Annotated in this window: 24 protein-coding genes and 1 pseudogene; 16 read left to right on the top strand and 9 right to left on the bottom strand. The window is 70.3% G+C overall.

Features of this window, described 5'->3' with window-relative positions; all coding sequences use genetic code 11:
* Positions 1–280: 280 nt before the first annotated feature.
* The 3 genes from OVA17_RS06325 (at position 281) to OVA17_RS06335 (ending at position 3,647) form a co-directional block, all read left to right on the top strand.
* Positions 281–1,600 carry a quaternary amine ABC transporter ATP-binding protein gene (locus OVA17_RS06325; protein ID WP_267788926.1) on the top strand — a complete coding sequence of 440 codons (1,320 nt, stop codon included), beginning with the start codon at positions 281–283 and terminating at the stop codon, positions 1,598–1,600.
* A complete protein-coding gene (locus OVA17_RS06330; protein WP_210075688.1) occupies positions 1,600–2,604 on the top strand; it encodes an ABC transporter permease in 1,005 nt (334 codons plus the stop codon). The genes OVA17_RS06325 and OVA17_RS06330 overlap by 1 nt, the downstream gene beginning before the upstream one ends.
* A 137-nt stretch (positions 2,605–2,741) precedes the next feature.
* Entirely contained in the window at positions 2,742–3,647 is a 906-nt protein-coding gene (locus OVA17_RS06335; protein WP_267788927.1) for a glycine betaine ABC transporter substrate-binding protein, read from the top strand.
* Positions 3,648–3,735: 88 nt separating this feature from the next.
* Here the strand turns inward: OVA17_RS06335 and OVA17_RS06340 are convergent, their stop codons facing one another.
* Positions 3,736–4,467 (bottom strand): YqjF family protein, encoded by a 732-nt coding sequence (locus OVA17_RS06340; RefSeq protein ID WP_267788929.1) that lies wholly within the window; start codon positions 4,465–4,467, stop codon positions 3,736–3,738.
* A gap of 47 nt (positions 4,468–4,514) precedes the next feature.
* Here OVA17_RS06340 and OVA17_RS06345 point away from each other — a divergent pair, with 47 nt between their 5' ends.
* Positions 4,515–4,775: a DUF3253 domain-containing protein gene (locus OVA17_RS06345; protein ID WP_267788931.1), complete on the top strand. Its 261-nt coding sequence runs from the start codon at positions 4,515–4,517 to the stop codon at positions 4,773–4,775.
* Positions 4,776–4,913: 138 nt separating this feature from the next.
* Here OVA17_RS06345 and OVA17_RS06350 read toward each other — a convergent pair whose 3' ends face one another.
* From OVA17_RS06350 to purL, 4 genes are all read right to left on the bottom strand, one after another.
* A complete protein-coding gene (locus OVA17_RS06350; protein ID WP_267788932.1) occupies positions 4,914–5,645 on the bottom strand; it encodes a hypothetical protein in 732 nt (243 codons plus the stop codon).
* 33 nt (positions 5,646–5,678) lie between these two features.
* Positions 5,679–6,671, bottom strand: a complete 993-nt coding sequence (locus OVA17_RS06355) for a hypothetical protein (protein ID WP_267788934.1) — start codon at positions 6,669–6,671, stop codon at positions 5,679–5,681.
* Between the two features lie 156 nt (positions 6,672–6,827).
* A complete protein-coding gene (locus OVA17_RS06360) occupies positions 6,828–6,965 on the bottom strand; it encodes a hypothetical protein (protein WP_210075712.1) in 138 nt (45 codons plus the stop codon).
* A gap of 42 nt (positions 6,966–7,007) precedes the next feature.
* On the bottom strand, positions 7,008–9,347 hold the full coding sequence (gene purL, locus OVA17_RS06365; RefSeq protein WP_267788936.1) for a phosphoribosylformylglycinamidine synthase subunit PurL: 2,340 nt from the start codon (positions 9,345–9,347) through the stop codon (positions 7,008–7,010).
* Positions 9,348–9,570: 223 nt separating this feature from the next.
* On the opposite strand from purL, the gene OVA17_RS06370 reads away from it, so the two are divergent.
* Positions 9,571–10,566 (top strand): glycerate kinase, encoded by a 996-nt coding sequence (locus OVA17_RS06370; protein ID WP_267788938.1) that lies wholly within the window; start codon positions 9,571–9,573, stop codon positions 10,564–10,566.
* A gap of 123 nt (positions 10,567–10,689) precedes the next feature.
* Here the strand turns inward: OVA17_RS06370 and OVA17_RS06375 are convergent, their stop codons facing one another.
* Both OVA17_RS06375 and fdhD read right to left on the bottom strand, forming a co-directional pair.
* Positions 10,690–13,014 (bottom strand): FdhF/YdeP family oxidoreductase, encoded by a 2,325-nt coding sequence (locus OVA17_RS06375; protein ID WP_267788940.1) that lies wholly within the window; start codon positions 13,012–13,014, stop codon positions 10,690–10,692.
* A gap of 60 nt (positions 13,015–13,074) precedes the next feature.
* Complete coding sequence (gene fdhD, locus OVA17_RS06380; RefSeq protein ID WP_267788942.1) at positions 13,075–13,965, bottom strand: formate dehydrogenase accessory sulfurtransferase FdhD; 891 nt, start codon at positions 13,963–13,965, stop codon at positions 13,075–13,077.
* A gap of 302 nt (positions 13,966–14,267) precedes the next feature.
* Here fdhD and OVA17_RS06385 point away from each other — a divergent pair, with 302 nt between their 5' ends.
* The 6 genes from OVA17_RS06385 to OVA17_RS06410 are packed head-to-tail and all read left to right on the top strand — an operon-like array spanning position 14,268 to position 17,363.
* Positions 14,268–14,750: an Asp23/Gls24 family envelope stress response protein gene (locus tag OVA17_RS06385; protein WP_267788943.1), complete on the top strand. Its 483-nt coding sequence runs from the start codon at positions 14,268–14,270 to the stop codon at positions 14,748–14,750.
* Positions 14,747–14,935, top strand: coding sequence for a DUF2273 domain-containing protein (locus tag OVA17_RS06390; protein ID WP_103207258.1), 189 nt, complete (start codon positions 14,747–14,749; stop codon positions 14,933–14,935). The genes OVA17_RS06385 and OVA17_RS06390 overlap by 4 nt, the downstream gene beginning before the upstream one ends.
* Complete coding sequence (locus OVA17_RS06395) at positions 14,932–15,324, top strand: hypothetical protein (protein WP_267788945.1); 393 nt, start codon at positions 14,932–14,934, stop codon at positions 15,322–15,324. Before OVA17_RS06390 ends, OVA17_RS06395 begins: the two co-directional genes overlap by 4 nt.
* A complete protein-coding gene (locus OVA17_RS06400) occupies positions 15,324–15,905 on the top strand; it encodes a DUF6286 domain-containing protein (protein ID WP_267788946.1) in 582 nt (193 codons plus the stop codon). The genes OVA17_RS06395 and OVA17_RS06400 overlap by 1 nt, the downstream gene beginning before the upstream one ends.
* Positions 15,902–16,489 (top strand): hypothetical protein, encoded by a 588-nt coding sequence (locus OVA17_RS06405; RefSeq protein WP_267788947.1) that lies wholly within the window; start codon positions 15,902–15,904, stop codon positions 16,487–16,489. Before OVA17_RS06400 ends, OVA17_RS06405 begins: the two co-directional genes overlap by 4 nt.
* A 19-nt stretch (positions 16,490–16,508) precedes the next feature.
* Positions 16,509–17,363: an Asp23/Gls24 family envelope stress response protein gene (locus OVA17_RS06410; protein ID WP_267788949.1), complete on the top strand. Its 855-nt coding sequence runs from the start codon at positions 16,509–16,511 to the stop codon at positions 17,361–17,363.
* A gap of 71 nt (positions 17,364–17,434) precedes the next feature.
* Here the strand turns inward: OVA17_RS06410 and OVA17_RS06415 are convergent, their stop codons facing one another.
* Positions 17,435–17,929, bottom strand: a complete 495-nt coding sequence (locus tag OVA17_RS06415) for a DUF1990 family protein (protein ID WP_267788951.1) — start codon at positions 17,927–17,929, stop codon at positions 17,435–17,437.
* A gap of 84 nt (positions 17,930–18,013) precedes the next feature.
* On the opposite strand from OVA17_RS06415, the gene OVA17_RS06420 reads away from it, so the two are divergent.
* The 4 genes and pseudogenes from OVA17_RS06420 to mobA all read left to right on the top strand — a co-directional run bounded on the left by OVA17_RS06420 (position 18,014) and on the right by mobA (position 20,277).
* Complete coding sequence (locus OVA17_RS06420; protein WP_267788952.1) at positions 18,014–18,472, top strand: GNAT family N-acetyltransferase; 459 nt, start codon at positions 18,014–18,016, stop codon at positions 18,470–18,472.
* 49 nt (positions 18,473–18,521) lie between these two features.
* A pseudogene (gene glp / locus OVA17_RS06425) lies at positions 18,522–19,463 on the top strand (gephyrin-like molybdotransferase Glp); the annotation flags it as partial.
* Positions 19,464–19,555: 92 nt separating this feature from the next.
* Positions 19,556–19,708 (top strand): hypothetical protein, encoded by a 153-nt coding sequence (locus OVA17_RS06430; protein WP_267789362.1) that lies wholly within the window; start codon positions 19,556–19,558, stop codon positions 19,706–19,708.
* A gap of 62 nt (positions 19,709–19,770) precedes the next feature.
* Entirely contained in the window at positions 19,771–20,277 is a 507-nt protein-coding gene (mobA, locus tag OVA17_RS06435) for a molybdenum cofactor guanylyltransferase (RefSeq protein ID WP_267788954.1), read from the top strand.
* Positions 20,278–20,289: 12 nt separating this feature from the next.
* On the opposite strand, the gene OVA17_RS06440 is transcribed toward mobA, so the two are convergent.
* Entirely contained in the window at positions 20,290–20,853 is a 564-nt protein-coding gene (locus OVA17_RS06440) for a TetR/AcrR family transcriptional regulator (RefSeq protein ID WP_267788956.1), read from the bottom strand.
* Positions 20,854–20,968: 115 nt separating this feature from the next.
* On the opposite strand from OVA17_RS06440, the gene OVA17_RS06445 reads away from it, so the two are divergent.
* Positions 20,969–21,931: an alpha/beta hydrolase gene (locus OVA17_RS06445; RefSeq protein WP_267788957.1), complete on the top strand. Its 963-nt coding sequence runs from the start codon at positions 20,969–20,971 to the stop codon at positions 21,929–21,931.
* The last annotated feature ends 22 nt before the right edge of the window (positions 21,932–21,953 follow it).

The following is a 21,953-nucleotide window of genomic DNA, read 5'->3' on the forward strand; positions in this document are numbered from 1 at the left end:
ACGCGTGCCACAGGGCAACCGAGACCGCAAGCTCACGGGCGATTTGCCAGGGATTCCATCACCGTGAAACGTTGGTGGAGGTCCGATTTCGGACCGCCCACCAGACCAGTCCGCGGTCGCCGGTGACGACTCGGGGGAGTCGGCTCGGCGAGCGTACGGTCGGCGGCCTGAGCGTCGGATCCGATATCCGACGCTGACGTGCTCCACCCCCCGGAGAGCGCCGACGGCTGCCACCCGGGCGTGACCGCTGCGGCCACCCGAGGCCGCTGAGGTGCACACAGTGACCCATCCGCCTGCCGCCGCGGCGCCCGCTCTCGCCGCCAAGAACCTCTTCAAGGTCTTCGGACGCGCCCCTCAGGCCGCCGTCGACAAGCTCCGCTCCGGCGCCCGTCGCGAAGATGTGGCCGATGACGGGACCGCCGCCGTCATCGACGCCAGCTTCGAGGTGCTCCCCGGCGAGATCTTCGTCATCATGGGTCTCTCCGGCTCCGGCAAGTCCACGATCATCCGCATGCTGAACGGCCTGCACGAGGCCACCGCCGGCACCGTCGAGGTGAAGGGCGACGCCCTCACCGGCGTCGGCGCCTCGCGCCTGCGTTCGCTTCGACGCGACCGCCTCGCGATGGTCTTCCAGCACTTCGCGCTCCTGCCGCACCGGACGGTCGCGGCGAATGTCGCGTACCCCCTCGAGCTCCGGGGCGTGGGCAAGGCCGAGCGCCTCGCGAAGGCGAACGAGATCCTCGCGCTCGTCGGCCTCGAGGGCTGGGGCGACAAGCTGCCCTCCGCTCTGTCCGGCGGGATGCAGCAGCGCGTCGGCATCGCCCGCGCTCTCGCCGCCGACACCGACATCCTGCTGATGGACGAGGCGTTCAGCGCCTTGGATCCCCTCATCCGCCGCGAGATGCAGGAGCAGCTGCTCGAGCTGCAGCGGACGCTGAAGAAGACCATCGTCTTCATCACCCATGACCTCAACGAGGCGATGTTCCTCGGTGACCGCATCGCCGTCATGCGCGACGGGCGCATCGTCCAGATCGGCACGCCCGAGGACATCCTCACCGACCCGGCGAACGACTACGTCGAGCAGTTCGTGCAGGACGTCGACCGCGCTCGCGTGCTCACCGCCGGCAACGTCATGGAGCGCCCGCGCCCCCGTGTCGATGCCTCCGCGGGCCCTCGCACGGCGCTTCGGCAGATGCGCGACGCCTACATGTCTGCCGTCTACGTCACCGATCGCGATCGCAAGCCGCTCGGCATCATCACCGACCGGGATGCCATCAAGCTCGTGCGTGCCGGCGAGAACTCGCTGCTCGGCAAGCTCAAGCCGCTGCCGCAGAGCGTTGGCGTCGACGACGTGCTGATGAACCTGTTCGTGCCGTCGGTCGAATCGCCCCTTCCCCTGGCCGTCCTCGACGCCGACGGTCGCCTCGCGGGAGTCATCCCGCGCGTGACGCTGCTCGCCGCTCTCGGCCCCGGTCCCACCGCCACCGAGGAGATCACCGTGCTGCCCCAGCCCCTTCCCTCCGCCGAGATCGACGCGGCGCTCGACGGGACCCCCGTCGATGCCGGGGTCACGGCATCCGAGACCGAGGAGGTGCGCTGATGGATGGTTTCCGCATTCCGGTCGGCTCATGGGTGGATGCCGGTGTGGACTGGGTCCGCGACAACCTCTCGGGCCTGTTCGACGTCGTCGCCCTCATCGTGCGCTTCCTCGTCGGCGGGCTCAGCGACGTGCTGCTCGCCGCTCCCATCGTCGTGGTCATCATCGTCGCGGCGGCTCTCGCGTGGCTCCTGCGCTCGTGGAAGCTCGCTCTCGGGACCGTGATCGGCTTCGCCCTGATCCTCGCGATGGGCCAGTGGGTCACGGCGATGCAGACGCTGGCGCTCGTTCTCGTGGCCACCATCGTGGCCGTGGCGATCTCGGTGCCGTTGGGGATCTGGTCGGCACGCAACGCCACCGTCCGCGCGGTGCTCAAGCCGATCCTCGACTTCATGCAGACGATGCCCGCCTTCGTCTACCTGATCCCGGCGATCACGTTCTTCAGCATCGGTGTCGTACCCGGCGTGGTCTCCACCGTCATCTTCGCTCTGCCCCCGGGGGTGCGTCTGACCGAGCTCGGCATCCGCGGGGTCGACTCCGAGACCGTCGAGGCGGGACACGCGTTCGGAGCCACCCCCGGGCAGATCCTCCGCGGCATCCAGCTCCCGCTCGCGATGCCCACGATCATGGCGGGCGTCAACCAGGTCATCATGCTCGCGCTGTCGATGGCGGTCGTGGCCGGCATCGTCGGGGCCGACGGCCTGGGTAAAGAGGTCGTGCAGTCGATCTCGACGGTCAACCTGCCCAAGGGCGTCGAGGCGGGCCTGAGCGTCGTCGTCCTCGCCGTGTACCTCGACCGGCTCACCGCGGCCCTCGGCAACCGGGCCGACAACCGCGGTTCGCTGCTGGGCGTGCTGGCTCGGCGCCGGGCCGCGCGTTCCGCCGCGGCCGTCACCGCCGGAGCCACTGCGGCGTCGCACGTCGACACCACCTCCGCGGATGCCGCGAGCGAGGCCGAGCGCGAGAAGGCCTCGCCGCGTCGCGCGCCGGTGTCGTCGGGGCGCTGAGTCCCGGCATCCCTCCCTCGTTCTCCGGCGCGAGGGGTCGATTTCCGTCGCACAGGCGAGCTCTCGGCGACAGCGAACGACCCCTCACCCGGGGAAGCACCCACGGAATCACATACGAAACGGAAGAGAACACAGCAATGAACAAGCGACACCTCACCTCTGCTCTCGCCCTCGGCGCCGCGGGCGCCCTGCTGCTCGGCGGCTGCGCCAGCGGGAACATGGCCGAAGGCGGCTCGGGCGACGGCGGAGAGAAGGGCACGATCACGCTCGGCTTCCTGCCCTCGTGGACCGACGGTCTCAGCACGGCGTACCTGCTGGAAGACCAGCTCGGCAAGCTCGGCTACAAGGTCGAGATGCAGACCCTCACCGAGGCGGGCCCGCTCTACACCGGTCTCGCCCAGGGCGACGTCGACATCTACCCGTCGGCCTGGCCCGAGCTCACGCACAAGTCGTACATGGACCGCTATGGCGACAAGATCGAGGACCTCGGCGCGTACTACGACAACGCCAAGCTCACGATCGCGGTGCCGAGCTACGTCGACATCGACTCGATCGACCAGCTCAAGGGCAACGCCGTGCGCTTCGACGGCCGCATCTACGGCATCGAACCGGGCGCCGGCCTCACCACCCAAACGCAGGAGACCATGCTTCCCGGCTACGGTCTCGACGGCGAGTTCGAGCTGGTGACCTCCTCGACCGCGGCGATGCTCACCGAGCTCGACAACGCGATCGCGGCGAAGAAGGACATCGCCGTGACGCTGTGGCGTCCGTTCTGGGCCAACGACGCCTACGACGTCAAGGACCTCGAAGACCCGCAGGGCCTCATGGGCGCACCCGAGGCCCTCCACTTCCTCGGCACCTCGGGCTTCGAAGAGAAGTACCCGGATGCCGCTGAGTTGATCAAGGGCATCCAGCTCGACGACGAGCAGTACGGCTCGCTCGAAGACCTCGTGGTCAACGAGTACGGCGAGGGCCGCGAGGCCGAGGCCGTGGACGCCTGGCTCGAGAAGAACCCCTCGGCGTTCTCGACGCAGCGCGACTGACCTCTCGCTCCACGACGCCCCCTTCGCCCTCGAGGTGAAGGGGGCGTCGTCGTGGGGGCTTCGTCGGAGGGGCCCGTTGGCCGCGGGTTCACCCGATCGCGTGAGCCCTCGTGAAACGCGTGATGAAGCCGGGGTGGTCGGCGGGCATCGCCAGCACCGAATCGGGCGTGCGTCCAGCGAGCTGGGGAAAGCCGGAATCGGCGACGAGGTCGTCGTCGAGCACGTCGAGCTCGGCGCTGACGAGCGGCCAGGGTTCGTGCGCGTTCGCGGCCCAGATCGTGCGGCCGAGGTGTCGCTCGTGGAAGCCCCAGCGGGCGGTGAGGAAACGCGACAAGGGGGTGTCGACCGTGTCCGTGCCGAGGGTCGCCCGCACCCGGGTCGCCGGATGCCGTGCCCCGTGGCGCCGAGACCGGAACTCGATGCGCGAGTCCTCGGTGCGCACCCCCGTCCGGGCCCAGCGGTACGGCAGGCCGAACAGGGCGCGCGCGGCGAGGACGGGAGCGAGGTGCTCGGCCTCGAGTGTGCGGAACACGACCCCGCGGCGGCCGTGATCGTCGACGGCGTAGGTGCGGACGTTGATCTCGGTGAAGGTCCCGAGAAGCGGCACCGGCGGCAGCGGGAGGAACCGGAACTCGCTCAGCACGAACGGCACGAGACCCACCCACGCGGAACCGTCGTGCACGTCGGGGCGGGTACCCGGCGGCAGGAGCGGGACGACCTCGGCCGGATCGATGCGCCAGTGCACGAAGACGGCGCGGTTCCAGCGCTGCGCGATGACGGCGCGTCCGGGCAGGTCGGGGGAGTGGCGCTCGGTGGTCACCGGGTCATTCTGGCCCTGCCGCCCCGGCGCGGAGGGACACTGGACAGATGGCCCCGTCATCTGGTGCAGATCCTCGGCTCGTGGCATCCATCCGCGAACTGCTCGCGGCGCGCGACGCTAGCAAGACGATCTGCCCGTCGGAGGCCGCCCGCGCGGTCGGCGGCGACGACTGGCGCGACCTCATGCAGCCCGCACGCGATGCGGCGCGTGAGTTGGTGGGGCTCGGCGAGGTCGAGGTGACGCAGCGGGGTGAGGTCGTCGACGTGACCACGGCGCGGGGTCCGGTGCGGATCCGTCGCGCACGCTGACGGCGTCTGTGCTCCGGGTGGGGCTCGTGCGACGGTCTGGCCCGAGCACGCGGAGACGGGTGCTCTGAGCGTCGTGGAGGAGGGAATCTCCACCGGAATCGGATGCCAGCGGGCGCGGCATCCGATTCTGCGGGGCGATCAGCCTGCGGAGCCGGGCGCTGTCGCCGCCGGGGGCGCGGTCGCTCCGCGCGGGAGTTCGAGGGCGACCTTCTTCTCGAGTACGTCCACGGCCTCGTCGGACAGAAGGATCAGCCCGTCGAGCTCCTCGCGGACGCGCTTGTAGGCGAGCTGGCGTTCGTTGGGCGTGGCGGCCTGGTCGGTGGCGACCGTGAGCAGCTGCTTGGCGGTATCGAGGCGTTTGCGCTCGTCGGGGGTGAAGGCGGCGTCCTTCACGCGGCGCGCGTCGCGCTCGGCCACGTCGAAAGCCACCTCGTAGTCGGTGACGGCGTCGCGGTACTCGCGCAGCTGTGCTGCCGAGAGGGTCTCGCCCTCAGTCGGACGAAGTTTGTCGGCGACCTTCTTGGCGCGCAGGAACGCGGCCGTCAGCGGCTGGCGACCGTCGCTCATCGCGGGGTAGCTGATGAGCTTCGTCGCGTCGAGCTCGTACTCGAGCCAGCGGTGAGTGACGGCGTCCTGCGCCGCGACGACACGCTGCTGTCCGTCGGAGGGCGCCGGGAGAGCGACGCTGCCCGTGGGCGCGGGGGCGGCTGAGCCGCCCTGTGCGCGGATGAGTTCGAGCTGCTCGCGGTGGCGGCGTCGAGCGGTGACTTCGCGGTGTTTCACGCGCGCATTGACGGCTCCCATCGTCATCCCGAACACGGGGAAGGCCAGCCACCAATAGTGGCCGAGGAAGTTCAACAGCTCCGTCACAGCGTCATGCTACGCCCGTCGTCCCAGCGGTTCTCAGGAAGGGGGCGTCGGCGGCCGATCACGTGCGGGAGGCGGCCACACCGGGCCGTTCCGCGGCGCAGGGCCACCGGCATCCGGTGCCTTCTTCTGCGCGCGTCTGGCGCCGCGCTCGTTCCAATTGCGGGCGGCCGCGCGACCCATCGACTCCATCGAGCGGGCGAGGGCGCGCTGGGCCGTCTCAGCCAGATCGGATGCCACGCGGCTCCACGCGTCGTTCCCCTCGGCGTTCGGCTGCTCGCGGTCACCACGGCGGGCGGCGCGCTCGGCGCGGTCGAAAGCGTGAGCCGTGCGGCGCACGGCGTCGCGGTAGGCGAGGAAGTCGGCCGGCTCGAGACGCGTCTGGACCGAGGCGGGACGCAGCCACTGCGCCTTCTCGTGCGCGCGCAGAAAATCGGCGAGCAGGGGAGAGCGGGAGTCGCTCATCTGCGGGTAGTCGATGGCGAGGCCGGGGTCGGTCTCGTACGCCATCCATCGAGCGAGGATCGCGTCGTGTTCGGCCAGCAGACGAGCGACGGGAAGCGGGGCACTGCCCGAGCGGATCGCCGGGAGCATCGCCTTCGCGGCTTTCACACCGGCGCGACGGGCGCGCACCTCGGCCAACGCGGCCCGCAGGTCGCGCTGCGCATCGGTCAGGCGGCCGCGGGCCGCAGAGACAGCATCGGCGGAGGCCCGGGATGCCGCCCGCTCGGCCTGGGCGCGAACGACCTCGGCGTCGGCGACCTTCACGTCGACGCGACCCCGGGTGACGGCGTGGCGCGCGACCTGGAGGTCGAGCACGGCGGCGTCGAGTTCGAGGCGGCGCGCGGCGGTCTTGCCGAGGGGGCGCGTGGACCAGGCGCGGACCGCCCGGTCGGTCGTGGTCGTCGACCCCGAGGCAAGCGCATGACGGCGGGAACGACGCACGCCGAGCCAGCCGACGGTGCCCGCACCGGCCGCCGCGGGGCCGATCCACCACCAGTCGACCAGAAGGGCCATCAGCGGTTCCACAGTGCCCATGCTATGCCGGGCCTCCGACAGCGGGCTGGGCGTCGTGCCGGAATGCGCAGCGCGAGGCCCAGCTCGCCGACGGGTGAGAGTCGTTTCGTATCGCCCGGGATCGCTCCAGGCCCCACCAAAGGCACCTCGCGCGGGGGCGGTACGGCCTCAGCCGAGGATGAGCGAGATCACCGTCGCACCGCCGCCGGTGAGGATCAGCGCGCCGATCACGATCCACGCGGTGATCTTGACGCGCTTCTGACGCTGGTCGCTGAACACGGTCATGTCGTCGTCGTCATCGGTCATCGCGCGTCTCCTCTCGAGGTGCCGGGGCGGGGGCGGGAGGCCTCAGGCCACCGGCTCCGAGACGGTCGGGCCGAAGACGGCGGGCAGCGTCTCGGTCGACAGGCGGCGCAGCTCCGACACGGGGACGGTGAAGACGTCCTGGATCTCCAGGGTCGCCTCGGTGCCCGGCTCGACGTCGGTCACGCCGATGCGCAGCACCGGGTAGCCGCGGCCGTCGCACAGGCCCCGGAACTTCACGTCTTCCTCGCGTGGGACGCTGACCAGCACGCGGCCGGTCGACTCGCTGAACAGGGCTGCGGTGGCATCCACGCCGTCACGTTCCATGAGCTCGGTGAGCCACACGCGTGCGCCGACGCCGAAGCGCATGACGCCCTCGGCGAGGGCCTGCGCGAGGCCGCCCGAAGACAGGTCGTGTGCGCTGGAGACGAGCGACTGGGAGCCCGCTGCCTGCAGCAGTTCGGCGAGCTTGCGCTCCTGTGCCAGATCGACCTTCGGCGGGCGTCCGCCGAGGTGGTCGTGGATCGTGCCGGCCCACTGCGAACCGTCGAGCTCATCGGCGGTGACACCCAGCAGGTAGAGGTTCTCGCCGGCGTCCTGCCAGCCGCTCGGGATGCGCGCGGCGACGTCGTCGATGATGCCGAGGACGCCGACCACGGGGGTCGGGTGGATGGGCTGGTCACCGGTCTGGTTGTAGAACGAGACGTTGCCGCCCGTGACCGGGATGCCGAGCTCGAGGCAGCCGTCGCTCAGACCCTCGACGGCCTGGCTGAACTGCCACATGACCTCGGGGTTCTCGGGGCTGCCGAAGTTGAGGCAGTCGGTGACGGCGGTGGGCACAGCTCCCGTGACGGCGACGTTGCGGTACGCCTCGGCCAGCGCCAGCTTCGCACCGTTGTACGGATCGAGCTGGTTGTAGCGGCCGTTGCAGTCGGTGGCGATCGCGAAGCCGAGGCCGGTCTCTTCGTCGACGCGGATCATGCCGGCGTCGTCGGGGAAGCTCAGCGCCGTGTTGCCCAGCACGTAGTAGTCGTACTGGTTTGTGATCCACGAGGTGTCGGCGAGGTTGGGGCTCGCCACCAAGGTCGTGAACTGGTCGCGAAGGGTCTCGGCATCCGTCGCCCGTGAGAGCTTCGCGGCGGAATCTGCCTGCAGGGCGTCGATCCAGGTGGGGTAGGCGACCGGGCGCTCGTAGACGGGGCCATCGACCGCGACGGTCGAGGGGTCGACGTCGACGATGCGCTCGCCGTACCAGTCGATGACGAGGCGGCCGTCGCCGGTGACCTCGCCGAGAACACTGGTCTCGACGTCCCACTTGCCGACGACGGCGAGGAACGCGTCGAGCTTCTCAGGCGCGACGATCGCCATCATGCGCTCCTGCGACTCCGACATGAGGATCTCTTCGGGAGTCAGCGAGGGGTCGCGCAGCAGCACCTTCGAGAGTTCGACCTTCATGCCGCTGTCGCCGTTGGCGGCCAGCTCGCTCGTCGCGCACGAGATGCCCGCGGCACCGAGGTCTTGAATGGCCTCGACCAGGTCGTCGCGGTAGAGCTCGAGGCAGCACTCGATGAGCACCTTCTCGGCGAACGGGTCGCCCACCTGCACCGCGGGACGCTTGGTGGGTCCGCCGTCGGCAAAGGTGTCGGATGCCAGGATGCTGGCGCCGCCGATGCCGTCGCCGCCGGTGCGGGCACCGAACAGCACGACCTTGTTGCCGACGCCGGTGGCGTTGGCGAGCTTGATGTCTTCGTGGCGCATGACGCCGACCGCGAGGGCGTTGACGAGCGGGTTGCCCTGGTAGACGGCGTCGAACACCGTCTCGCCGCCGATGTTGGGCAGGCCGAGGCAGTTGCCGTAGAACGAGATACCGCTGGTCACGCCGTGCACGACGCGCGGGGTGTCGGGGTGGTCGATGGCGCCGAAGCGCAGCTGGTCCATGACGGCGACGGGGCGCGCGCCCATCGAGATGATGTCGCGGACGATGCCGCCCACGCCGGTGGCCGCACCCTGGAAGGGTTCGATGTAGCTGGGGTGGTTGTGCGACTCGACCTTGAAGGTGACCGCCCAGCCGTCACCCACGTCGACCACGCCGGCGTTCTGGCCCATGCCGACCATGAGGCGCGTCTTCATCTCGTCGCTGACCTTCTGGCCGAACTGACGGAGATAGATCTTGCTCGACTTGTAGGAGCAGTGCTCGCTCCACATGACCGAGTACATCGCCAGCTCACCGCTCGTGGGGCGACGGCCCAGGATCTCGCGGATCTGGGCGTACTCGTCGCTCTTGAGGCCGAGGGCGCCGTACGGCTGCTCTTTCTCGGGCGTGGCGATCGCGTTCTCAACCGTATCGGCGAGGGCGGTACGGGCGGCGGGGTTCGGGGTGGTCACGCGGCTGAGCTCCAAGATCGCAGGGGCCGGACGGGAGTCAGTCTAGTTGGGTCCACCGACATGCCCGGGGTCGACGGCAGCCGGGGGCATAACCTCAGCGATCCGCGGAAAGTCAGCCGGGTTCCCCGCATTCGGGCTGAGGATGTGCGGATCGCCGAGGTGTGGAGGTGGCTCGGGCAAGATAGACGGGGCTGCACCGTCCGCAGTCAGCGGAGGAAAGACCATGCGCATCGTCATCGCCCCCGACAAGTTCAAGGGCACGCTGACTGCGCGTGAGGCGGCGGATGCCATGGCCCTGGCCGTGCGCGAGCGGTGGCCCGGCGCCGAGATCGCGATCGTGCCGATGGCCGACGGCGGAGACGGCACTCTCGACGCCCTGGGCGGGGCGAACGTCTCCGACAAGGTGACCGGACCGCTCGGCGAACCCGTGCGTGCCGCCTGGCGGCTCGACGGCCGAGCCGCCGTGATCGAGTCGGCGGCGGCATCCGGGCTCGTCCTCGCCGGGGGAGCGGAGGCCAACGACTCCTGGGGCGCGACGACACGGGGCGTCGGCGAGCTCATCAGGCTCGCCCTCGACTCGGGGTCGATTCGGATCGTGGTGGGGACCGGCGGTGTCGCCGCGACCGACGGCGGCCGCGGCGCGATCGAGGCGCTGGGCGACCACGTGCCGTTCGCTCCCGGGCAGGTGACGGTGCTCACCGACACGACCACGACGTTCGTCCACGCGGCCAAGGTGTTCGGTCCGCAGAAGGGCGCCGACGCGGCACTCGTCGAGCGCCTGACGGAGCGATTGCGGGCGGATGCCGCGGACTGGGCCGAGCGCTTCGGACTGGACGTTTCGATCGTGCCGAGGTCGGGGGCCGCCGGTGGTCTGTCGGGTGCTCTGCTCGCGGCCGGTGCAGAGGTCGTCGACGGTGCGGCCTACGTCGCGCAGGCGCTCGAGCTGAGCGAAGCGCTCGCCGAGTCGGATCTCGCCCTCACCGGGGAGGGCACGTTCGACGCGACGAGCATCGCAGGCAAGGGGCCGGGGCACGTGCTCTCGGTCGCCGCGCGCCACCGGGTGCCGGCCATCGTCATCGCGGGGGTCGTCGCCGCGGATGCCGCCGGCTCGCGGGTCTTCTCGATGAGCGAGGTCGTCGGCGCCGAGCACGCCCTCACCGACCCTGCCGACGCACTGCGCGTCACGACGACGCAAGCCCTCTGGCAACTCGACCTCTGAGTCGTCGCTGCGGGCCCGCGACCCGGTGGTCCCGGTAGCGGATCGACGCGTCTGCGTCGTAGGCCACTGCCGAAACCGGATGACTCTCGGGCACCGCTCCGATTCTGTCGAGCGAACCCCGCGTCAGCCTCCGGTCTTCGCGATCCGCACCCGGATGTCTTTCATCAGCGGCTGGTCGCTCTGACGGCTGTAGTCGTCCGGGCCGAGCAGCACGTTCAACTCGGGGAAGTACCCGGCGGCGCTGCCGCGCGGGGTGTCGTACTCCAGCGCGCGGAACGCCGTCACACTGCGGACCGAGCCGTCGCGAGAGGTGGCGACGATGTCGACGAGGTCGCCCTCGGCGATGCCGCGCTCCTTCATGTCGCGTCGGTTCATGAACACCAGTTCACGGATGTTGCGGACGCCCCGGTAGCGATCGTCGGCCGAGTAGATGGTGGTGTTCCACTGGTCGTGCGAGCGCATGGTCTGCAGCACCAGCACATCGGCCTCTTCGGGGATGACATTGGGCAGCTCGGCATCCGAGAACTCCGCCTTGCCGGACGGCGTCTGGAAGTCGCGCTCGCGAGCCGGCTGGGGGATTCGGAAGCCGTAGTGCTGGCGCACGAGCTCGTTGAACCCCTCGAACCCGGGCAGGACTTTGGCCATCGTGTCGCGGATGCGGTCGTAGTCGCCGACGTACCACTCCCACGGCGTCGCCGAATCGGGCATGGTCGCTCGCGCGATGCGCGCGATGATCTCGGGCTCACTCAGCAGGTGCGGCGACGCGGGCTTGCGGGACCCGAGCGAGAGCATGACGGAGCTCATGGCGTCTTCGGTCGAGATCGACTGGGGCCCCGTCTCTTGCTCGTCGCGCTCGGTGCGGCCGAGGCACGGGAGGATCAGCGCCTTCTTGCCGTGCGTGAGGTGGCTGCGGTTGAGCTTGGTGCTCACGTGCGCGGTCAACTCGCACCGACTCATGCCCTCGGCGGTGAGCGTGGTGTCGGGAGCGGCGCGGACGAAGTTGCCGCCCATGCCGAGGAAGACCTTGAGGTCGCCGCGGTGCAGAGCCGCCACCGTGTGCACCGTGTCGAGGCCGGGCTCGCGGGGTGAGGTGATGCCGCACACCTCGTCGAGCTTGGCGAGCCAGTCCTCGGTGGGCTTGTGGTTGATGCCGCACGTGCGGTTGCCCTGCACATTGCTGTGGCCGCGCACGGGGGAGGGACCGGTGCCCTTGCGGCCGACGTTGCCGCGCAGCAGGAGGAGGTTGACGATCTCGCGCACGGTGTCGACGCCGTGCTGGTGTTGGCTCACGCCCAGGCACCAGCTGATGACACAGGCCCTCGAGGCGAGGTAGACGTCGGCGGCTGCGCGGATCTCGGCCTCCGTCAGACCGGCCTGCTCGACCAGTTCGTCCCAGCTCGTCGCCTCGACGAGTGCGCGGTAGGCATCGAGCCCGGTCGTGTACTGATCGAGGAACGCCTGGTCGAGGGCGGTGGGGTCGGTCTCGGACGCCTCGAACACGACCTTGGCCATGCCGCGGATCAGCGCGAGGTCGCCGCCCGGGCGCACCTGAAGGTTCATCGTGCTGGTCGGTGTGCTGTGGAACGTCGCCATGTCGACGATCTCGTGCGGAACGATCGTGCGGGTGCCGGCGACCTCGCGCAGCGGATTGACGTGCACGATCTGCGCGCCGCGGTCGATCGCCTCGGCGAGGCTCGTGAGCATGCGCGGGGCGTTCGAGGCGGCGTTCACGCCGAGGATGAACAGTGCGTCAGCGTTCTCCCAGTCCTCGAGGTCGGCGGTGCCCTTGCCCGTGGCGAGGGATGCCGTGAGCCCGCGGCCAGACCCCTCGTGGCACATGTTCGAGCAGTCGGGGAGGTTGTTCGTGCCCAGTTCGCGCGCGAACAGCTGGTAGAGGAAGGACGCCTCGTTGCTCAGGCGGCCGGAGGTGTAGAACGCGGCCTGGTCGGGGGAGTCCAGTGCGGTGATCTCGTGGGCGATCATGCGGAACGCGTCGTTCCACGAGATGGGCACATAGTGGTCGGTCTCGGCGTCGTAGACCATGGGGCCGACGAGGCGACCGGCGTCCTCGAGCTCGAAGTCGCTCCACTGCGACAGCTCGCTCACCGAGTGCTCGGCGAAGAACTCCTTGCCGACGCGCTTATGGGTCATCTCCCACGTGACGTGCTTGATGCCGTTCTCGCAGATGTCGAGAGTGACGCCCTTGTCGTCGGGCCACGCGCACCCGGGGCAGTCGAAGCCGCTCTTGGGGTGGTTCATGGTGAACATGGCCTTGGTGCCGGCGACCGGCTGGCGCTGTTCGAACAGCACCTTGCCGACGGTCAGCGCCGCGCCCCAGCCGGCCGCGGGGTGCTCGTAGGGACCGGTGCTCGACCACTCGCCGTCGATGCGCGGGCCGAGGCCGCCCTGGCGCGGTTCCTCGGTCATCAGTCCGAACGATTCACCCATGTTCACCCTCCGTGGATCTCGGCGCCGAGTCGGTGGCATCTACACACCGAGCGCTGGTCGTCAGCGTACGCTCGCCACCTTCTGGGTGGAGGGGGTTGTGGACGCCGCGGGCTCGGGTACACGGACACGGTCGGCGCGCGTGTAGAGGTTCATACTGTTGCCGCGCACGAAGGCGGCGAGGGTCAGCCCGGCGCGCTCGGCGAGTTCGATCGCGAGAGACGACGGCGCCGAGACGGCGGAGAGCATCGGGATGCCGGCCATGACGGCTTTCTGCACGAGCTCGAAGCTGACGCGGCCCGAGACCTGCAGCACCGTTTCGCGCAACGGGAGCCGATCGTGGAGTACGGCCCAGCCCACGACTTTGTCGACGGCGTTGTGGCGACCGACGTCTTCGCGGGCGACCAGCAGCTCTCCGGTGGTCGCCTCGAACAAGGCCGCACCGTGCAGGCCGCCGGTCTTGTCGAAGGTCTTCTGCTGCTCGCGCAGGCGATCGGGGAACGCGGCGACCTCGTGTGCCGAGACGGACAAGGGGTCGGTGGACACGTCGTACGTCGACACTTTCTCGACCGCCTCGATCGAGGCGGTGCCGCACACCCCGCACGAGCTCGTCGTATAGAAGGAGCGCGCGATGTCGGGGGAAGGCAGGGCCACACCCGGTGCGAGGGTGAGATCGAGGACGTTGTAGGTGTTGCCGTCGGCGCCCCCGGTGCCCGGCCCGCCGCAGTGGATCGCGCGGGCGAAGTCCTCGCCCCGGCTGATCACGCCCTCCGAGACGAGGAAACCGGCCGCGAGCTCGACGTCGTGCCCGGGCGTGCGCATCGTCACCGACAGGGGCGTGCCGGCGACACGGATCTCGAGCGGTTCCTCGACGGCCACGGCATCCGGTCTCTGTCTGTTCACGCCGTCGAGCGTGAGGCGCGTCACGCGACGCGAGGCGGTCAGGCGGCCCATGTCAGGACCGAACCGGAGAGCTGGAGGGGGACATGGGTCGAGCGTACGCCGGGCCTCCGACACCGCGGGGGCTCTTTCGCGACGAATCAACCGGTCGAAGGGATGCCACCCCCCCCGGCTGCCATGAGAGCGTGCACACCCTTGAAATCATGCGGTTTCCGGCTATCCGTATTCACTCGAATACAGAATCGCGGAACTTTTTCAAGTCCGACGTGACGATTCCCCGACCCGGTACGTCTTAGTCATGTAGGCCGAAGCGCCCACCCCGGACACCCGGGTCCAGACATTCGAAAGGCACGGACATGGCTGAGAACGCCCCCACCACCCCCGCTGCGCAGAACGTCCCCCAGTCGGCGTCGCGCGTGAACCGTCCGCTCAACGGCCGCGGCCAGGACACTCCCGTCGAGGGCAAGACCTCGATCGCCGAGGGCGTCGTCGCCAAGGTCGCCGGCATCGCGACCCGTGAGGTCGCCGGTGTGTACGCCCTGGGTGGCGGCGGAGCCCGCGCGCTCGGCGCCATCCGTGACGCGATCAACGCCACCGACCTGACGCAGGGCGTCAAGGTCGAGGTGGGCGAGACGCAGGCCGCCGCCGACATCACGATCGTCGTCGAGTACGGCGCCCCGATCCAGGAGGTCGCCGACCAGGTCCGTACCCGCGTCGCCGGTGCCATCACCCGCCTCGTCGGCCTCGAGGTCGTCGAAGTCAACGTCGACGTGAACGACGTCCACATCCCGGGCGACGACAACAACGACGACGACAGCAACGAAAAGCGCGTCCAGTGAGCGCCTCCACCAAGGGCGCTCTCGCCGGCCTGGTACTGGCCCTCAGCGCTCTGATCTTCGGCTTCTGGGGCTTCATCCTCGTCGCCCTCTTCATGGCGATCGGCGTGGTCGTCGCTCGCATCACGGCGGGTGAACTCGACTTCGGCAACATCGTCAACGCCTTCAAGGGTCGGAGCACATCGTGACCACCGTCACCGCTTCCCCCGGGGTCGGCAACCGTACCGCGGTTGCCGGCCCCGGCCTCCCCGCCGGTCGGGTGACCATCTCGGACCGCGTACTGCAGAAGACGGCCGAGCGGGCCGCCGCCGACATCGTCGGAGTGGATGCCAAGAGCGTCCGCGTCGAGATCGTCTCGGCCCGCGACACCGCGGCGGTGCGCGTGACGACCCCGTTCCCCGTCCCCCGCCTCGACGACACCGAGGCCGTGCGCGCCGCGACTCCGGTGCTGGAGGCCGCGCGCGTCGCCCAGACCGAGCTGCGCTCGCGTCTGGCCCACCTGTTCGGGCGCGAGATCTCGCGCGTCGACCTCACCATCTCGGGTGCCTCCACCCCTCAGCGAAAGCGAGTGCTGTGATGACTGACACCGTGCTCCGCACCGTCGTGCGTCGCGAGACCCACTCGCCCCGCACCACCGCCATGCTCGTCGTGGTCGCGCTGTTGATCGTCGCCCTCGCGTACGCCGCGGTCGAGATCATCCTCAGCCTCTCCGGTGCCCAGCCCCTGCTGGTCGCCCCCGGTGAAGCGCTGAACGCCGTCGTCGCGGCACCGACCGCGCTCATGCCGGTCGCCTTCATCGTCGGCGGGGTCGTTCTCGCCGTCGTGGGCCTGATCGTTCTCGTCCTCGCGCTCAAGCCCGGCCGCCTCTCGCGCCACGAGATGTCATGGGGAGAACGTGCCGTCGTCGTCGACAACGGCGTCGTGGCATCCGCCCTCGCCCAGCACCTCAGCAACGAGTCGGGCATCGCCCGGGAGGACATCGTCGTGGGCGTCGCCCACCGCTCCGTCGACGTGACGGTTCGTCCCCCGGTCGGCATCCCGGTCGACGAGGCGCAACTGCAGCGCATCGTCGACGAAGAAGTCACCTCGTACAAGCTCTCGCCCGCCGTGCGCACGCACCTGCGCGTGCACCGACCCGACACCGAGGAGTCCCGATGAACGCGACGCGACGCGGTCTGAACCGCTTCCTTCTCTTCCTGGTCGCCGTCGTGCTGCTGGGCCTGGCCGCTCTCGCCCTCGCCGTCGGGCTGCTCCCGGGCGGCACGGGCACCTGGACCTCGGTCATGGGCGGATTCCAGGGCTGGCTCGAGTCGCTGGGCCGTGAGTCCGCGGGCTGGGGCGCCGTCGCCGCGATCGTGGTGCTGGTGATCCTGCTCGTCCTGATCGCTTCGGCCGCCGTGCGCGGTCGCCGCCACGCACCGTTGCAGTCCACCGGCAGCGCGAGCGACGAGGGACGCATCACGGTCACCGATGGGTTCGCCTCCGAAGCGCTGAAGAACGCGCTGGGCGAACGCGACGAGATCCTCTCGTCCCGCATCACCGCTGGCGAGGTCGGCAAGCAGTCCGTTCTGCACGTGGCCGTGACGCCGCGCCAGAACACCTCGCCGCGCGAGGTCGCCGAGCACGTCGACACGTTGGTCACGAACCTGGCCGCGATCACGGGCCAGAATCTGCGCGCCTACATCTCCATCCACTCGGGCCTTCGCGCTCGGCTCGCACGCGACAACACTCGCGTTCATTGACACCCCACGAGGAGCCGTCATGACCACCATCGATGCGACCATCGACCCGCCCGACCTGGATGCTGCGGCGACCCTGGCGGCGACCGCCGCAGGCGCGGTTCCGGGGGTTCACTCGCTCGGCAGCCTGGTCGGACGAGCTTCGGATGCCGTTCGTGAGCGGGTCGGTCTCGCCAGCGCCGCTCCGGGGGTGAAGATCGACACCGGTCGTGGCGACTCGGTCACCGCGACCATCTCGCTCGTCATCGACTACCCGCACAAACTGCGAGACGTCGCAGGTGCCGTGCGCACCGCGGTGAAGTCGGCCCTTGAGCCGCTCGGTCGCGGCACCATCGCCGTCGACGTCGTCGTGACCGGGGTCTTCGGGCCGTTCGATCGCGACGTCGTCGAGGAAGCGGAAGAGCGGGCGGATGCCGTCGCCGCCCGCACTTCGGAAGCAGTCGATGACGCGAAGGCCAGGGCGAAGGATGTCGCGGGTCGCGCGTCGGCGGCCGTCGACGCCGCACGCGAGAAATCGAAGGACCTCGCAGCCAGTGCCTCCGAGACCATCGACGCCGCCGTATCGCAGACGAAGGACGTCGCCGCGGGAGCCGCGGCCGCCGTGGGCGAGACGGCCCGCCAAGCGCGCGAGCGCGTCGTCGCGGCCGACGCGGAGTCCGACGTCGTCGCCGCGGATCGCGTGACCGAGGGCCTCGAGCCCGAGCGTCCCGGCGCATCCGTCGGAGATCGCACGGACGTGAGCGACGTCGTCGCCGAGGCTCTCGAAGACGCCGCGATCGACATCGCGGTCGCCGCTGACGAGGTGCGTGCCGGCGAGCAGACCCCGGCGACGGACAGCGTGCGGTCGGTCGCCGACGGCGAGCGTCCTCGCTCCTGACCCCGGCCGGAGAGCCACGGGCCCCGCTTCGGCGGGGCCTTCGGCGCGTATACGGCGGACCGAGCGCGGGGTCAGCGGGCGTCGAGCGCGCGCAGGTAGCGCTGCGTCATCCAGGACTGCACCCGCCGACCGACCGGAGCGCCGAGGCGCGTGAACCAGCGCCCCGGTGACGAGAACGCGGCGATGGCGAAAACCACCTCGCCGGAGGGCATGAGCGTGAGGGTGAAGCGTTCCTCACCCCGTTCGGGATGTCCCGGCAGCGTGCCGTAGGCGAAGCCCGCCGTGGTTTCGGTCCGCTCGGCCCAGACCACCAGGCACGGAATGCGCACGCTCAGGATGCCGAGCCCCAGGCGCATCGTCACGTGCGAGCCCAGCCGCATCGGCGTCTCGGACACCTCGACCCGGGCCCCCGCCCGTCGCTGCGCTTCGCCGGCGAGCAGGGCGTCGGCGGCCGCTGCGAAGTCGTCCGGGCCCCTGCCGATCACGCGCCGCGCGCGAACGTGGTGGTAGCCCGGCGGCATGTCGCCCGCGGTCGCGCCGACCTCGTCGTACGTCACCTCGTCCATGGGGCCACGGTATCCGGGTGGGATCCCTCGCCGGCTGGGGTTGCAGAGCCCGCCGGTGTCGGAGGGGGCTGAGAGGATGGCCGCATGATCGAGTTCCGCGAGGCGCGCCCGTCCGACATCGACGCGATGGTCGAGGTGCAGAACGCGATCTACCGCGCTGGCTTGCGGTCGGGGGAGTCCGACGCGGCGTTGGTCGAGGAGCGGTACTTCGACGCCGAGCACTCGATCGCCTGCACCGTGGCCGACCGCGACGGGGCGGTGGTCGGCTTCCAGTCCCTGAAGCGCGCCTGGCCCGGCAACCCCTACGGGGTCGAGCAGGGATGGGGCATCATCGGCACCCACATCGACCCCGAGGTGGGGCGCAGCGGAATCGGCCGAAGTCTCTTCGCCCGTTCGCGCGCCGCCGCCGAAGCCGCGGGTCTTCGCCACATCGACGCGACCATCGGTGCCGACAACGCACCCGCGCTGGCGTACTACGCCGCGATGGGATTCGTGCCCTACCGCGACGGCGACGAAGCGATCCCCCACCGCTTCGACCTCTGACCCGCGCCTACGCTGAGGGCATGCTTTTCTCCCTCTGCGGGTCGGCCGCGTGATCGACGTCGCCGAGCACCTCGTCGCGGTTCTCGAGCAGGTCGTTCCGCTCGCGCCCGAAGCGCGGGCGGTGGCCGCTGCCCGCGGCAGAGTGCTGCGGCATCCCGTGTTCGCGAACGTCGACGTGCCCGGCTTCGACAGCTCGGCGATGGACGGATTCGCCGTGCGCGACCTCACCGTGTCCGCCACTCTGCGCGTGGTCGCCGATCTGCCCGCGGGCACCGAGCTGGATCCGCGATTGGATGCCGGCGAGGCCGCGCGCATCATGACGGGAGCGCCCGTACCGACCGACGCCACGGCGGTCGTTCCGTTCGAGGACACCGCGCGCGGGCTCGCCGGGGGGCTGGACGCGGTCACGGTGCTCGCCGCTCCGCGCGAGCCCGGGGCGCACATCCGTCGCCGCGGCTCGGACGTGCGGGCGGGGGAACTGGTCGTCTCCGAGGGGGTGCGCCTGAACGCCGCCCGGCTCGGCGCGATCGCTGCCGCGGGAGTGGGGACGGTCTCGGTCTCGCGTGCGCCGAAGATCGCGATCGTGTCGACGGGCTCGGAGTTGCGACCCGCGGGCGACCCGCTCCGCCGCGGTCAGATCCCCGAGTCGAACAGCGTGCTGCTGGCAGGCCTCGCCGAGGAATCGGGTGCCGAGATCGTCCTGCGCACGAGCGTCGGTGACGAGGGCGACGGGCCGCGTCAGGCCATCGCCGCCGCCGAGGCGGCCGGAGCCGACATCGTGGTGTTCTCGGGGGGAGTGAGCGCCGGCGCGTACGAGGTCGTGAAGAACACCCTCGGCGACCTCATGCGCTTCGACCGCGTGCGCATGCAGCCGGGAAAGCCCCAGGGCTTCGGACGCACCCCCTCGGGCACGCTGCTGTTCGGTCTGCCCGGCAATCCCGTGAGCGCCGCGGTGTCGTTCGAGCTGTTCGTGCGCCCGGCACTGCGCGCCCTCGAGGGCGACGCCGATCTCGGTCGTGAGACGCTGCGTGTCGCGCTCGCCGAGGGCGCCGGGCGCGGCCGGGCCGTGTGCAGTACGTGCCGGTGCGCCTCGACCGCTCCGACGCCGCGCGATGGACGGCCATGCCGACCGCGCACGGAACGCGCGGCCTCGGTGATGCCGACGGGCTCGCGGTCATCCCGCCGAGCGAGCGCGACCTCGTCGCGGGCGAGCTGGTCACGGTCACGCGATGGTGAGCGTCGACGCCATCCTCTTGGCCGGGGGACGGGCTTCACGACTGGACGGGGCGACGAAGCCGATGCTGCGCGTGGGCGGGCGGACGTTGCTGCATACGGCGGTGGACGCGGTCCGAGCGGCCGGTGCTCGACGCGTCGTCGTCGTCGCCCCGGTTCTCGACGATGCGCTCGAGGTGACCTGGACGCGAGAAGATCCGCCGTTCGGCGGCCCCGTCGCCGCGATCGTCGCCGCTCTCGGTGACGTGGATGCCGAGGAGGTCTTCGTCCTCGCCTGCGATCTTCCGACGGCCGGTCCGGCGGTGGCGCTTCTCTCCGGTCCGGTCCCCGACAATGCGGACGGCTCGTTTCTCGACGACGGTCGGCACCAGTGGCTCATCGGCCGGTACCGGACGGCCGCGCTGCGGGCGGCGGCATCCGGTGTCTCGGAGGGCGGGCGCGACGCGTCCATGCGGGCGCTCCTGGGCGGGCTGAGGGTGGAGTCGGTGCGGGCCGACCCCGCGCTGACGCGCGACATCGACACCTGGGAAGACCTGCGGAAGGTCGCACCGGACGGGTTCTCGTCGACCTGACGGCCGCCGTCGTCAGCGGCCGCCGTGTGCGAAGGCGGCGTCGATGAGCGTCGACGCGGCCGCGCGCGCGGCACCGGCGGCCTCGGATGTTCCAGCGATCGCGGCGGTGGTCTGGGCGCCCTCGGCGAGGATGGCGAGCTGGGGTGCGAGGAAGGCCGGAGCGCCCGCCGCCTCGACCAATTGCCCGACATAGCGCTGAAAATCGGCCTTGTGCGCGCGCACCGCGCGGGCGACGCCCGGGTTGGCGGCTCCCAGTTCGCCGAAGGCGTTGATGAAGCCGCAGCCTCGGAAGTCCGCCTCGTCGAACCAATGCGCGAGGTAGTCGTAGACGGCCAGCAGCCGTTCGCGGGGGTCGTCGATGCGCTCGACGGCGTCGGTCACCCCGTCGGTCCACATGCCGTGGCGTTTGTCGAGGACCGCGACGATCAGGTCGTCTTTGGCGGGGAACTCCTTGTAAAGGGCTCGGAGGGAAACCCCGGCGGTGTCTCGAACGCTATCCATCCCCACCTGGCCGATGCCGCGTGTGTAGTACAGGGCGTCGGCGGCATCGACGATGCGGTCGCGGGTCTCGGTCATGTGTGCAGTCTACTTGACATGAGAACGGTCGTTCTCTACGGTCGGAGCAGAGAGTGAGAACGATCGTTCTCGCACACCCGCTTCGCAGAACCGTCGTCAAGAAGGAGCCCCGACCATGTCCGGAAACCCGCACGAGATCGCCCTCGAACCCGCCGCACAGCAGTTCGTGGATGCCACCAGCGAACCGCCCTTCCTGTACCAGCTGCCGCCGGCCGAGGGACGCGCCGCCGTCGACGGCGTTCAGGACGACCCCATCTTCAAGCCCGAGATCGACGAGGAGTGGATCGAGGTGCCGGGTGGCCCGAGCGGCTCGGTGAAAGTCCGCATCGTCCGCCCGAAGGGCGCGATCGGAGTGCTGCCCGTCGTGATCTACATCCACGGCGCGGGCTGGGTCTTCGGCGACGCGCACACGCACGATCGTCTCGTGCGCGACCTCGCGGTGGGAACCGGAGCCGCAGTCGTCTTCCCCGAATACGACCGCTCGCCCGAGGTGCGGTACCCCCACGCGATCGAGCAGGTGTGGGCGACCGCCCAGTGGATCGTCGCCGAAGGGGAGTCGAAGGGCCTCGACGCGGCGCGCATCGCCGTCGCGGGCGACTCGGTGGGCGGCAACATGTCCGCGGCGCTCACCCTGCTCGCGAAGGAGCGCGGCGGCGTCGACCTCGCCGCGCAGGTGCTGTTCTACCCGGTGACCGACGCGGCCTTCGACACCGAGTCGTACCACCGCTTCGCGGAGGGCTACTTCCTCTCGCGCGACGGCATGAAGTGGTTCTGGGATCAGTACACGACCAGCGAAGACGACCGCGCCCAGATCACGGCGTCGCCGCTGCGTGCCACGCTCGATCAGCTCGCGGGACTTCCGCAGGCGCTCGTCATCACGGCCGAGGCCGACGTGCTCCGCGACGAGGGCGAGGCTTATGCCGCCAAGCTCCGTCAGGCGGGCGTGCCCACCACCGCCGTCCGTTACCAGGGCATCGTGCACGACTTCGTGATGGTCAACGCGCTGCACGACACGTATGCGGCGCAGGCGGCGATCGCTCAGGCCGTCGCCTTCCTGTCGAAGGCGCTCGCGGCGTAACGCCGACCGGCCCGGGCTGCGC

The sequence above is a fragment of the Microbacterium sp. SL75 genome, assembly GCF_026625865.1.
GTDB lineage: Bacteria > Actinomycetota > Actinomycetes > Actinomycetales > Microbacteriaceae > Microbacterium.

Excerpts from the sequence above, each read along its gene's own strand:
- OVA17_RS06330 (WP_210075688.1), top strand. The coding sequence starts at position 1,600 with ATGGATGGTTTCCGCATTCCGGTCGGCTCATGGGTGGATGCCGGTGTG.
- OVA17_RS06335 (WP_267788927.1), top strand. The coding sequence starts at position 2,742 with ATGAACAAGCGACACCTCACCTCTGCTCTCGCCCTCGGCGCCGCGGGC.
- OVA17_RS06345 (WP_267788931.1), top strand. The coding sequence starts at position 4,515 with ATGGCCCCGTCATCTGGTGCAGATCCTCGGCTCGTGGCATCCATCCGC.
- OVA17_RS06360 (WP_210075712.1), bottom strand. The coding sequence starts at position 6,965 with ATGACCGATGACGACGACGACATGACCGTGTTCAGCGACCAGCGTCAG.
- OVA17_RS06370 (WP_267788938.1), top strand. The coding sequence starts at position 9,571 with ATGCGCATCGTCATCGCCCCCGACAAGTTCAAGGGCACGCTGACTGCG.
- OVA17_RS06375 (WP_267788940.1), bottom strand. The coding sequence starts at position 13,014 with ATGGGTGAATCGTTCGGACTGATGACCGAGGAACCGCGCCAGGGCGGC.
- fdhD (WP_267788942.1), bottom strand. The coding sequence starts at position 13,965 with ATGGGCCGCCTGACCGCCTCGCGTCGCGTGACGCGCCTCACGCTCGAC.
- OVA17_RS06385 (WP_267788943.1), top strand. The coding sequence starts at position 14,268 with ATGGCTGAGAACGCCCCCACCACCCCCGCTGCGCAGAACGTCCCCCAG.
- OVA17_RS06400 (WP_267788946.1), top strand. The coding sequence starts at position 15,324 with ATGACTGACACCGTGCTCCGCACCGTCGTGCGTCGCGAGACCCACTCG.
- OVA17_RS06405 (WP_267788947.1), top strand. The coding sequence starts at position 15,902 with ATGAACGCGACGCGACGCGGTCTGAACCGCTTCCTTCTCTTCCTGGTC.
- OVA17_RS06410 (WP_267788949.1), top strand. The coding sequence starts at position 16,509 with ATGACCACCATCGATGCGACCATCGACCCGCCCGACCTGGATGCTGCG.
- OVA17_RS06415 (WP_267788951.1), bottom strand. The coding sequence starts at position 17,929 with ATGGACGAGGTGACGTACGACGAGGTCGGCGCGACCGCGGGCGACATG.
- OVA17_RS06420 (WP_267788952.1), top strand. The coding sequence starts at position 18,014 with ATGATCGAGTTCCGCGAGGCGCGCCCGTCCGACATCGACGCGATGGTC.
- mobA (WP_267788954.1), top strand. The coding sequence starts at position 19,771 with ATGCTGCGCGTGGGCGGGCGGACGTTGCTGCATACGGCGGTGGACGCG.
- OVA17_RS06440 (WP_267788956.1), bottom strand. The coding sequence starts at position 20,853 with ATGACCGAGACCCGCGACCGCATCGTCGATGCCGCCGACGCCCTGTAC.
- OVA17_RS06445 (WP_267788957.1), top strand. The coding sequence starts at position 20,969 with ATGTCCGGAAACCCGCACGAGATCGCCCTCGAACCCGCCGCACAGCAG.